Origin of the sequence: Variovorax paradoxus, assembly GCF_040544635.1 — a bacterium.
GTDB classification, from domain to species: Bacteria; Pseudomonadota; Gammaproteobacteria; order Burkholderiales; family Burkholderiaceae_C; genus Variovorax; species Variovorax paradoxus_R.
Map to the genome: position 1 here is coordinate 246,218 of NZ_JBEPKJ010000011.1, position 11,110 is coordinate 257,327.

General features: G+C 65.9%; 12 protein-coding genes. 4 read left to right on the forward strand and 8 right to left on the reverse strand.

All coding sequences use genetic code 11. The annotated features are described in order from the left end of the window. Nucleotides 1–82: 82 nt before the first annotated feature. From ABIC94_RS19820 to ABIC94_RS19830, 3 genes are all read right to left on the reverse strand, one after another. On the reverse strand, nucleotides 83–529 hold the full coding sequence (locus tag ABIC94_RS19820) for a universal stress protein (protein WP_354374685.1): 447 nt from the start codon (nucleotides 527–529) through the stop codon (nucleotides 83–85). Between the two features lie 150 nt (nucleotides 530–679). After that, entirely contained in the window at nucleotides 680–1,372 is a 693-nt protein-coding gene (locus ABIC94_RS19825) for a response regulator (protein WP_354374686.1), read from the reverse strand. Then, nucleotides 1,369–2,949, reverse strand: a complete 1,581-nt coding sequence (locus tag ABIC94_RS19830) for an ATP-binding protein (protein WP_354374687.1) — start codon at nucleotides 2,947–2,949, stop codon at nucleotides 1,369–1,371. Before ABIC94_RS19830 ends, ABIC94_RS19825 begins: the two co-directional genes overlap by 4 nt. 152 nt (nucleotides 2,950–3,101) lie before the next feature. On the opposite strand from ABIC94_RS19830, the gene ABIC94_RS19835 reads away from it, so the two are divergent. Continuing rightward, nucleotides 3,102–3,344 (forward strand): hypothetical protein, encoded by a 243-nt coding sequence (locus ABIC94_RS19835; protein ID WP_354374688.1) that lies wholly within the window; start codon nucleotides 3,102–3,104, stop codon nucleotides 3,342–3,344. Here the strand turns inward: ABIC94_RS19835 and ABIC94_RS19840 are convergent. The 3 genes from ABIC94_RS19840 to ABIC94_RS19850 all read right to left on the reverse strand — a co-directional run bounded on the left by ABIC94_RS19840 (nucleotide 3,305) and on the right by ABIC94_RS19850 (nucleotide 7,162). Continuing rightward, a complete protein-coding gene (locus ABIC94_RS19840; RefSeq protein WP_354374689.1) occupies nucleotides 3,305–3,985 on the reverse strand; it encodes a response regulator in 681 nt (226 codons plus the stop codon). The genes ABIC94_RS19835 and ABIC94_RS19840 overlap by 40 nt on opposite strands. Nucleotides 3,986–4,004: 19 nt before the next feature. Then, nucleotides 4,005–6,419 carry an outer membrane protein assembly factor BamA gene (gene bamA, locus ABIC94_RS19845; protein WP_354374690.1) on the reverse strand — a complete coding sequence of 805 codons (2,415 nt, stop codon included), beginning with the start codon at nucleotides 6,417–6,419 and terminating at the stop codon, nucleotides 4,005–4,007. A gap of 65 nt (nucleotides 6,420–6,484) precedes the next feature. Continuing rightward, entirely contained in the window at nucleotides 6,485–7,162 is a 678-nt protein-coding gene (locus ABIC94_RS19850; RefSeq protein ID WP_354374691.1) for a nuclease-related domain-containing protein, read from the reverse strand. A 202-nt stretch (nucleotides 7,163–7,364) separates the two neighbouring features. On the opposite strand from ABIC94_RS19850, the gene ABIC94_RS19855 reads away from it, so the two are divergent. The 3 genes from ABIC94_RS19855 (at nucleotide 7,365) to ABIC94_RS19865 (ending at nucleotide 9,550) form a co-directional block, all read left to right on the forward strand. After that, nucleotides 7,365–8,522 carry a porin gene (locus ABIC94_RS19855; RefSeq protein ID WP_354374692.1) on the forward strand — a complete coding sequence of 386 codons (1,158 nt, stop codon included), beginning with the start codon at nucleotides 7,365–7,367 and terminating at the stop codon, nucleotides 8,520–8,522. Nucleotides 8,523–8,611: 89 nt separating this feature from the next. Then, nucleotides 8,612–8,911 carry a hypothetical protein gene (locus ABIC94_RS19860; protein WP_354374693.1) on the forward strand — a complete coding sequence of 100 codons (300 nt, stop codon included), beginning with the start codon at nucleotides 8,612–8,614 and terminating at the stop codon, nucleotides 8,909–8,911. 15 nt (nucleotides 8,912–8,926) lie between these two features. Beyond that, on the forward strand, nucleotides 8,927–9,550 hold the full coding sequence (locus ABIC94_RS19865; RefSeq protein WP_354374694.1) for an ATP-binding protein: 624 nt from the start codon (nucleotides 8,927–8,929) through the stop codon (nucleotides 9,548–9,550). Nucleotides 9,551–9,611: 61 nt separating this feature from the next. Here the strand turns inward: ABIC94_RS19865 and ureG are convergent, their stop codons facing one another. Together ureG and ABIC94_RS19875 are read right to left on the reverse strand one after the other, a co-directional pair. Continuing rightward, nucleotides 9,612–10,262: an urease accessory protein UreG gene (ureG, locus tag ABIC94_RS19870; protein ID WP_354374695.1), complete on the reverse strand. Its 651-nt coding sequence runs from the start codon at nucleotides 10,260–10,262 to the stop codon at nucleotides 9,612–9,614. A gap of 18 nt (nucleotides 10,263–10,280) precedes the next feature. Continuing rightward, on the reverse strand, nucleotides 10,281–10,952 hold the full coding sequence (locus ABIC94_RS19875) for an urease accessory protein UreF (RefSeq protein ID WP_354374696.1): 672 nt from the start codon (nucleotides 10,950–10,952) through the stop codon (nucleotides 10,281–10,283). Nucleotides 10,953–11,110: the final 158 nt, after the last annotated feature.

Consider the following 11,110-nt stretch of genomic DNA (forward strand, 5'->3'; position numbering starts at 1 on the left):
AGCAGCGGTGCGGGCAATGGCCTGGAAACGATCGAGTCGAACTGTGAACTTGTGCTTTTTTGCCAAAAAATCACAACCGGCCTTAACGCAGCACCAGCACCGGAATGTGCGAGTGGGTCAGTACGTGCAGCGTTTCACTGCCCATCAGCAGGCGTGCAAGGCTGCGGCGGCCGTGCGAGGCCATCACGATCAGATCGCATTGCTGGTTCTTGGCTGTTGCGATGATGGCCTCGGCCACCTGGTTCGACTTCATCACGATGGCCTGTGCGCTGCGCACGCCCTTGGCCACTGCGGCGGTTCTGACCGCGTCGACCATGCGCTGGGCCGCCGTGTCCGCCTGTTCCTGCGTGACTTCGATTTCGCGCTGGTTCAGCACCATCGAGCCTTCGAAGTAGCCATAGGGCATGAGGTGCACGACAGTGACGCTCACCAACTCGGCCCGGGCCATCAAGGCCAGATCGATGGCGGTGTCGACGGCTTTTTCGGAGAGCGAAGAGCCATCGGTGGCGACGAGAATGCGCTTGTACATGACCGACTCCTTGGCCCCCGGCACTGCGGGTGCCTTCGCTCCTCAGTCTAGTTCCCGGCCACCGGCCCTACAAGGAAAGAAGCTGGGCTGCGGCCTCTAATCGCAAGCCTGGGAACGGCGCGGTTCCCCCCTTTTGCAGCCTGTGCCGGCTCAGCCTTGGGCGGGCGATTCCCACGCAAACCCCACGCCGTAGACCGAGCGGATCCAGTCGTGCGAAGGCGTGACGGCGCCGAGCTTGCGGCGCAGGTTCTTGACGTGGCTGTCGATGGCGCGCTCGGTCACGTCCATGGTGTCGTCGTAGGCCAGTTCGAGCAGGCGCGCGCGCGAGAAGATGCGGCCCGGGTGCCGCGACAGCACCTGCAGCAGGCCGAACTCGCGGCGCGTGAGGTTGAGCGGCGTTCCTTCGAGCGAGGCGCGCCAGTGCACGTCGTCGAGCACCAGGCCGGGTGCGCCCTGGCGGGCCTGGCTGCGATCTTCGGGCGGTGCGGTGCGCCGCAGCACGGCGCGTACGCGCGCGACCAGCTCGCGCGGGGAAAATGGCTTGCACACGTAATCGTCGGCGCCAAGCTCCAGGCCGAGCAGGCGGTCGACTTCTTCGATGCGCGCGGTGAGCATGATGATCGGATGGCCGGTGCGCTCGCGCGCGCGGCGCAGCACCTCGATGCCGTCGAGCCGCGGCAGCATGATGTCGAGCAGCGTCAGGTCGGGCGGCGACGCGACGATGTGGTCGAGCGCGCTTTGGCCGTCGGCGAAATGCACGGTCTCGTAGCCGGCATGGCGCAGGTAGTCCTGAACCACCGATGCGATGTCGAGCTCGTCCTCGACGATCACGATGCGGGTCATTGCTGTACCCCTTTCGACAGTGGCAGCTTGATGATCACGCGCAGCCCGCCGAGCTCGGAAGCCTCGGCATCGATGGTGCCGCCATGCGCCTCGATGGTCGCGCGGCAAATCGAAAGGCCGAGCCCCGAGCCGCCGAGCTCGCGATTGCGCGACGATTCCCCGCGGAACAGCCGGTCGAAGAGGCGCGGCATTTCCGATTCGGGAACACCCGGCGCGCTGTCGTCGAATTGCAGGATGAGGGTGTTGCCCGACCAGGCGCCATCGACCGTGACGCCGACGCGCAGCCGGCCGCCGGGGTCGGTGTAGGCGAGCGTGTTCTCGAGCAGGTTCATGAAGACCTGGTGCAGCCGGTGTGCGTCGCCGTCGACCATGGGCTGCGCCCATGCCGAAACCAGGTCGATCGCGCTGCGGTCGACGCTGATTCCGCGCGTGGCGAAGCGGTCCCGCGTGTGGTCGAGCGCTTCTTTCAGCAGCGAGAGCGGGAACACGGCCGTCGAGAGCAGATCGCTCTGCGGCTCGCGCATGCTGCTGCGCAGGTCGTCGACCAGCTGGCCGAGCCGGATCACCTGCCGGTGCAGCCGCAGCGCGGTGCGTTCGTCGAAGGTGCGCACGCCATCTTGCAGGGCCTCGATTTCCGCTCGCATGGCGGCCAGCGGCGTGCGCAGCTCGTGCGCCGCATCGGCCAGCCACGCGCGCCGCGAAGCCTCCACAGTGTCGAGGCGCTGCGCCATGTCGTTGAAGGTCTTGCCGAGCAGCGCAAGCTCGTCCGAACCCTGCACGGCCACGCGCGTGGACAGCCTGCCGCGCGCAACGTCTTGTGCCGCCTGCGTGAGCTCGTCGATCGGCTTGAACCAGCGCCGCGCGAGCAGCCACGACAGCAGCAACGCAAATACCAGCCCGCACAGCCCGGTGAGGGCGATCACGCCGGACTGGCGCGCGAGAAAGGCGCGGTCGGCTTCGCTCTCGAGGCCCTGCATCGGTGCCAGCAGGAGATAGCCGACCACCGACCGGCCATGCCGGATCGGCAGGCGCGCGGCGTTTTCCTGGTCGATCTTCGCTCCGACCACGTGCGCGCCGTGCGCGTCGATCACCGCCAGGCGCTGGTAGATGGAGTCGGCGGCTTCGCGCAGGTCGGGAAAGAACCAGGGCGGCGGCGGCGGTGAAAACCGCCTGGGCATGAGGTCGAGCTGAGGCGAAGGAGGCGGCGGCGGGCGGGAGCCGTTGCCAGGGTCGCCCTCGGGCCCGTTTCCGCCTGGCGGGCGATTCTCGTACCAGGGCGGGAGCTTTCTTTCGTCGGCGTTGTTCGCACCATCGAGCACGGCGGCGAGCCGGCCCATCTGCAGGCGGTGCCAGGCATCGTCGTTGTCGCGCAGCGCCTTCCAGTCGCCATTGGCCGCATAGTGCTTCAGCAGCAGCTGCGAAAGCCAATCCATCCGCCGGATCTCGATTTCGGCCACGTAGGAGCCAAGGCCGCGCTGCAGCGCAATGATCGAAAAACCTGCAAAGCTGAGCAGCAGCACGATCAGCAGCGCAGCGAGCGCCAGGAAGATCTTTCTGGAAAGTGTCAGGCGCGGCATGGGCTCATGGGGTGCATGGGCGCATTCTCCGGCATGCGTTCGGAAGCAAGGGGTGGCATAGGCAAGCCCGCAATCGTGACCGCGAATCGAGGAGGAAATTGGGAGAAGCGCCTCTCCAACATTTCTCCCGAATCGAAATGCACGATGCGGCCATGAACCCGTTCACGCCCATGTTCACGCAGCACCTCGCGGGCCTTCTGGTCTTCTGCGGCCTGGTGGCCGGCGCACTGCTGGCTGCGAGTGGCGGATGCGTGGAGGCCGGCAAGGGCGGTGCGTTGAATTCGGATCTTTTCACCCTGGCGCCAATCATGGCCGCCGGCACCGCGCGGCCGGTGCGTTCGGGTTGTGCCGCCTCTCAGTCCGGCCGTTCCTCGAAGGTAAAGCCGACGCCGTAGATCGAACGGATCCAGTCGTGCGAAGGCGACACGGCGGCGAGCTTCTTTCGCAGATTCTTGATGTGCCCGTCGACCGCGCGTTCATTCACATCGAGCGCTTCCGGAAACGCAGCCTCCAGCAGCGCCGAGCGTGCGAACACGCGCCCGGGCTCGCGGGAGAGCGCCCGCAACAGACGCAGCTCACGGCCGGTGAGCGCCAGGGGCTGGCCCTCGATCTTCGCGCCGCCTGACGTCTCCCCGAACGCCACCGAAGGCGACGGCATCGCAATGCGCTGGCGCTGCGCATGCCGGCGCAAGACCGTGTTCACGCGCGCAACCACCTCCCGCGGCGAGAAAGGCTTGCACACGTAGTCGTCGGCGCCCAGGTCGAGACCGCGCAGCCGGTCGGCTTCGCGCGTGCGGGCCGTCAGCACGATGATCGGATGGTCGCTGTGCGAACGAACCTTTTCGAGCACCCGGAGGCCGTCGAAGCGCGGCAGCGCCGTGTCGAGCAGCGTGAGCGCCGGCGGCGAGGTGAGGATGCGGTCTACGGCCGCCGCACCGTCGCCGATGTGTTCGACCTGGTGGCCCGCGCGCTGCAGGCCTTCGAGCAGCATGGCCGCCATGTCGCGGCCCTTTTCCACCAGCAGGATTCGGCTCATGGGTTGGGGGCTCCGATTTTCAGAACGAGGTGCCGATCTGGAACTGAAAGCGCTGCGTGCGGTCGGCGGCAATGCCGTTGGCCTCGTCGAGCTTCTGGTACTTGAGCGGCACCGCATAGGCCAGGCGCAGCGGGCCGAGCGGAGAAATCCAGCTGATACCCAGGCCCGCCGATGCACGAAGGCGGTTCTGCGCCTTCCATTGCGCATCGGTCATGCTTGCGGTGCGTTCCGCGAACACGTTGCCGGCATCCAGAAAGGTGTAGAGCCGCAGCGACTTGTCGTTGCCCGCGCCGGGAAACGGCGTGCTGAACTCCATGTTGAAGATGGCCTTGCGCGTGCCGCCGAGCGCGCCGCCGGTGACCGCATCCGTCGGGCCCAGCGAGTTCTGCTCGAAGCCGCGAATCGAGCCGAGCCCGCCGGCATAGAAGTTCTTGAAGATGGGATAGGCGGTGCCGCCCAGCGACTTGGCATAGCCGAGCTGGCCGTTGATGGCCAGCGTGTATTGCTTGGAGAGCGGAAAGTATTGTTGGTACTGGTAGGTGCTCTTCAGGTAGCGCAGCTCGCTGCCCACGCCCACCTCGAGGTGGGCGGTTTGCAGCCGGCCCCTGGTGGGCACCAGCGCGCTGTCGCGGTCGTCGCGCCCCCAGCCGATGGTCGCGGGAATGCCCACCATGTTCTTCGATGCGCACACCACGCTCGGCGCGGTGCCCGTGCATTGAAAGTAATCGAGGTAAGCCTGCGGCGTGCCGGTGTAGACGTAGGAGCCGTCGACCAGCGTGTAGGCGCCGTTGGTGCCCGGCGTGAAGCTGTAGCGTTCCACGCCGATGCCGAGGTACACCGTGTCCAGCTCGCCCAGCGGCAGCCCGAAGCGCACCGAGCCGCCGTCGCTCGCGAGCTTGTAGTTGCCGTCCGCCTCGTAGTAGGGGCGGGTGGTGTTGTGAAACACATTGAAGGTGCGCGAGATGCCGCTCGCCGTGAAGTACGGGTCAGTGGCGGTCAGGGAGATGGTGCGGTTGTACGAACTCGTGTTGATCTGCAGTCCCAGGTAGTTGCCCGAGCCGAACACGTTCTCCTGCGTGATGCCGAAGCTCAGCGACACCTTGTCGGTCGACGAGTAGCCTGCGCCCAGCTGCAGCGAACCGGTCGGCTTCTCGGTCACGTTGACCGCGAGGTCGATGAGGTCGGGCGATCCCGGCACTTCGGTGGTTTCGATGTTCACTTCGGTGAAGAAGCCGAGGCGGTCCACGCGGTCGCGCGAGAGCTTGATCTTGTTGCCGTCGTACCAGGCGCTCTCGTACTGCCGGAACTCGCGGCGAATGACCTCGTCGCGCGTCCTCGCATTGCCCCCGATGTTCAGGCGCCGCACATAGGCGCGCCGCGAGGGCTCGGCGCGAAGCACCATCACGACGCGGTTGTTGTCGCGGTCGATCTCCGGCTCTGCTTTCACGCGTGCGAAGGCATAGCCGGAGGTGCCGAAATAGTCGGTGAAGGCCTTGGTGGTCGCGGCCACGTCTTCACCGTTGTAGGGCTGGCCCGGGCGAATCGTCACGAGCGACTTGAACTCGTCTTCGCGGCCCAGGTAATTGCCTTCGAGCTTGATGCCGGCCACCGCGAACTTCTGTCCTTCGGTGATGTTGACCGTCAGCGTGAGCGCCTCGCGGTCCGGCGAAATGGCGACCTGCGTCGAATCGATGCGAAACTCGAGATACCCGCGCGTGATGTAGTAGGAGCGCAGTGTTTCCAGGTCGCCGTTGAGCTTGCTGCGCGAATACTGGTTCGACTTGGTGTACCAGCTCAGCCAGCCGCCGCTGTCCTGGTCGAACAGGTCGAGCAGGGTGCTTTCGCTGAAGGCCTGGTTGCCGACCACGTGCACTTCCTTGATGCGCGCGGCCTCGCCCTCCGTCACCGTGAAAGTCAGATTCACGCGGTTGCGCTCGAGCGGCGTCACGGTGGTGATCACCTGCGCGTCGTAGAGACTGCGGCTGATGTACTGGCGCTTGAGTTCCTGTTCCGCGCGATCGGCCAGGGCCTTGTCGTAGGGCCGCCCTTCGGCCAGGCCTACCTCGCGCAGCGCCTTCTGCAGGGCCGCCTTCTCGAACTCCTTGGTGCCGACGAAGTCCACGTCGGCAATGGAAGGGCGTTCTTCGACGATCACCACCAGCACGTTGCCGTTGACGTCGATGCGCACGTCCTTGAAAAGGCCGAGTTCGAACAGCGAGCGGATGGCTGCGCTGCCGCGGTCGTCGCTGTAGGTGTCGCCGGCCCTGATGCCGAGGGTCGAGAAAACCGTTCCGGGCTCGACGCGCTGCAGGCCTTCGAGCCGGATGTCCTTCACGGTGAACGGATCGGCAGCCCAGGCCGTGGCGCAGGCAAGCGAGGTGAGCAATGCGGTGAACAGCGCAGCAGGGGCCGCGGCGGACTTGAATGGATTCATCGCCGCATGGTCTCTGCCAAAGTCGGAGAAATATGGGACTCCCTCCGCCCGGCAGGGGCGTACCGCTACTGCAGTCCGATGCCGTTCGGGAGAAGTGCGGCGTCGGCGTTGCCTGCATTCCAGCGCACGGAGATCTCTTCGCTTCTTTCGCGGCAGTTCTGCATGTGGTCGTCGATGGAGAGGCCGCCCTGGATGTCGAGCAGCCGCTGCGCGGTGCGGTCGATGGCGCCGGCATCGAGCAGCGGGTAGGTGCGCGCGGTGCGGCCGTTGTTGCGCACGAGGCGCGCGATGTAAGGCAGGTCTTGCTGCGTGATCACGGCGGCCGGCATCACGCCCTCGAGTTCGACGCCCTCGCAAGGCAGCAGAACGAAGTACTGCAAGCGCAAGTCGTCGCTCAGCAGGCTTCGCAGCTGCGTGGTCTTGCGCCCGCCCTGCCATGCGGGGTCTTTCACTTCCCGCGCCCTGGTGCAGCCCTGCAGGCGCAGAAACCAGCGCGGCGGCGCCTGGTCCGATTTCTTGCGGTAGACAAAGGCATTGCGCCAGGCCTTGATCTCGAACAGGTAGACGCCGGTTTCGCACACCAGCACCGCGTCGATCTTGGCGGTGCGGACGGGGCTTCCCTCGGGCATGGGAATGATCAGGTTGCGAAGAATGCGCAGATGTGAAAAGGCCGGGCTGAATGCGCTGGCGAGCTGCTGCACACCCAGCGAGGCTGCGATGGTGTTCTGCAATGCAATGGTCATGTCGGGCTCCTTCGGGTGCCGAGCATCGCGTGCCATTTGGGAGATTTCTGGTACGAGGCCTTGCGCGGCCGAAGGGCTTGGGCGTGCGCACAAACAACAGTCGGGTGCCGGGCAGGGCGCATCGACCAGATTCCTCCAAATTTGAACGGGACCATCCGTCCAGCTGCTCGATGAAGAGCTGCTGAAAACCGGAGAAACCTGAATGAAGAAATCCCTCACGGCAATCGCCGCGCTGGCCGTTACCGGCCTGGCCTCTGCCCAATCGTCCGTCACGTTGTTCGGCGTCATCGATGCCGGCGTGACCTACCAGTCGGCCACCTCGCGCGACGCGACCACGGGCTTGAGCTCGAAGCAGAGCAAGTGGAGTCTCGCCAACTCCGGCTACAACTCCAGCCGCCTCGGCTTCCGCGGCACGGAAGACCTGGGCGGCGGCCTGGCTGCGAGCTTCTGGCTCGAAGCGCCGATCACCAACGACGACGGTGCCACCGGCGTTTCCACCTTCAACCGCCGTTCCACCGTGAGCCTCTCCGGCGGCTTCGGTGAAGTGCGGCTGGGCCGCGACTACACCGCCACCTTCTGGAACGACACGGTCTTCGATCCGTTCGGCACCAACGGTTCGGGCACCAACGTGATCAGCACGGTGAACGGAAGCACCGGCCTGAACAACGCCAACTACGTGCGCGCGAGCAACATGGTGGGCTATTTCCTGCCGCCGAACCTGGGCGGTTTCTACGGACAGGTGCAGTACAGCCTGAACGAGAACACCAAGACAAGCGCCACCGACCTCACCGCCGCGTCCAGCAGCAGCGCAGGCCGCTACGTCGGAGGCCGTTTCGGCTACGCCAACGGGCCGCTCGACATTGCACTGGCAATGGGCGAGAACGTTGCCGCCGACACCACCACGTTGACCCGCAAGGTGCAGACCATCAACCTCGGTGCGTCTTACGACTTCGGTCCCGTCAAGCTGTTCGGCGAACTCTCGAACGTGAAGAACAAGTTCGAGCTCGCAGCCGGCAACAGCCGCGACAGCTACAACGGCTACCTGATCGGCGCGAGCATGCCGGTGGGTGCGGGCCTCATCCGCGCGTCTTACTCCATGGTGCGCTACAACGAAGGCGCTGCCGGCATCACCGGCGAAGATCCGCGCGCGCAGAAGCTGGCCATCGGCTATGTGCACAACCTCTCGAAGCGTACGGCCCTGTACGCGACCGTTGCGCGCGTGAACAACCGCAACGACGCGGCCTATACCGGAAGCCTGAGTTCCGCGAGCACCACCGGTTACGGCAGCGCCGGCGTCGGCTACACGGGCCTGCCGCGCTCGTCGACCGGCTACGACTTCGGCATCCGCCACGCCTTCTGACGCGAAGGCTCAGGAACCGCGTGCGGCGGGGCTGCAATTTGCAGCCCCGCCGCACGCGTCCCATCGACCCACTCGTGAGTTTCTTTCAAATGATCAGAATCCATCACCTGGCAGGCGTGCTCGCCATTGCCGGCCTCTCGGGTTGCATCATGCTGCCGCCGCCGCCCTACGGACCGCCGCCGGGCAGAGGCCCGCACCCGGGTTTTCATGGCGAAGCGCCACGGCCACCCGGAGGCTACGGCCCGTCCATGGCCGCATGGAACATGTGCGAAGGGCAACCCGAAGGTGCGCGCCCGGTCGTGCCCGGCCGGCATGCGGATGCGCTCTCGGGTTCCTGCGAACGAGGCCCCGGCGGCGGGCTGGAGTTTCGTCCTTCGCCGGGTCGTTGAGGGCGCACGGTCGCCATGTATTCCAGCAATCTGGGCCTGGCCATTGCCATCGCCATCGCACTCGGCCTGGCCGCGGTGCTTGCCTTCATCGGCTCCCTGCTGCTCTCCAACCTGAAGGCCGGCGCGCGGGCGCGCGAAATGGCCGCGGAAGCGAAACGCGAAGCGCAGCAGAAAATGCGCGCGAGCAGGGTGCAGGACCTGCGGCCGCTCGTCGTCTCACTACAGAATTTCAGGATTGTCGGGAGCTTTTCAGATCAATCCATTCGCTTCGACATTCGGGTTCCCGAAGACGTGGTGCCCGTGTTCGGCATCGAGGCCGAACTGGAGGAACTGTTCTCCAAAGTGGCACGGTATGCAGCCCATGTGATGTCTCCGGGCGCCACGCTGCAGGTTTCGGCGCGCGTGGAAAGCGGCCAGGCCGTTGTGCACTGGCGAGACCTGGACGCCGCCAATGCGAGCCCGGCCTTGGCACGCTTCCTTGACGCAACGCAGGCGGCGGTGCATGCCAGCGCGCGGATGTGCGAGCGCATTGCGAGCCGCCACGGTGGGCGTCTGTATGCGGCGCCAGATGCGGGCGGCGCGCTGGGCCTGACGCTGCGGCTGCCGCTGCCCGGGCACGGGAAGCCCGCTGCAACCTGAACGACCGGGTTGCGCTCTCCGCTCTCTCTTGTGGGCTGTGTGAGCTGTGGCTGCCGTGGGCTCAGGCAGCGGTGAGCATGCCGCGCTTTTCGATGAACGCCACCACCTCGGCCACGCCGGTGTGGGTCTTGAGGTTCGTCATGACATACGGCCGCTGCTTGCGCATGCGCTGCGTGTCCTGCTCCATCACATCGAGGTTCGCGCCCACGTAGGGGGCAAGGTCGGTCTTGTTGATGATGAACAGATCGCTCTTGGTGATGCCGGGGCCGCCCTTGCGCGGAATCTTCTCGCCGGCCGCCACGTCGATCACGTAGATCGTCAGGTCGGACAGCTCGGGGCTGAAGGTGGCCGCGAGGTTGTCGCCGCCCGATTCGACGAACACCACGTCGGCATCCGGAAAATCCTCGAGCATGCGGTCGATGGCCTCGAGGTTGATCGACGCGTCTTCTCGGATGGCGGTGTGCGGGCAGCCACCGGTCTCCACGCCCATGATGCGTTCGGCCGGCAAGGCGCCGGACACGGTGAGCAGGCGCTGGTCTTCCTTGGTGTAGATGTCGTTGGTGATGGCGACCAGGTCGTACTTGTCGCGCATCGCCTTGCAAAGCATTTCGAGCAGGGTGGTCTTGCCTGAGCCGACCGGGCCGCCGATGCCCACGCGCAGCGGCGGCAGTTTCTTGGTGCGATGGGGAATGTGGTGCAGGGCGGAGGTCATGGCAAAGGTCCGTTTCGGTCAGCTTCTGAAGAGGCGCGAGTATTGTGTTTCATGCCGTGCCGACAACACGGCCAAGAGGGGCGCAAAGGCTTGGCGCTCGTCGTCGCCGAGGTGCATCGCACGCTCGACGGCGGTGGGAATTTCGTTCGCCAGCCGGGCGAGGATGCGTTGGCCCGCGCTCTGGCCCAGCGGCACGGCCTTGACGGCGGCGGCGACCATGTTTTCGGCCCAGCCGAAGGCGAAGGCCAGGCAGCCGTCGCGCACGGAAGCGCCGGAGCGGCTTGCGGCAAAGGCAAAGGCGATGGGGTAGGTCGCGGGCAGGTCCGCGAAGATCTCGACCGTGTCTGCGTGGTGCAGCTTGAGCCATTCGACGAAGGAACGGCCCATCTGTTCTGTCTGCAGGAAGAACTCGGCCGATTCGCGCGTGGTCATCACCCACTCGTTGAGTTCGCGGATGCGCGGTGCATCGCCCGCGCGCCACGCGGGAACGGCTTGCGCCATTAGCGCGAGGTCGCCGCGCGCGAAGCTCAGGTACAGCTGGTCTGAGAGCCACTCGATGGCCTTGGCTTCCGAATCGATGCCTGCCCATTCCACTGCCGCCTCGACGCCTTCCGAATAGGAAAAGCCCCCCACCGGCAGGGCCGGGGAGGCGAGCCAGATGAGTTGCAGGAGGCTCTGGGCGTCGGGCATGTCAGTGGGCATGTCAGTTTTTCGCCGCGCGTTGTGTGGCGGGGTGCCTGTGCTGAACGCTCTTGTTCAGGGCGCGTGCAAAGGCCACCGGGTACTCCCCTCCGCGAATGTCCCCCGGGCTTCGCCCTCCTCCTTTATTTCGCTGCGGGGAGCACCCG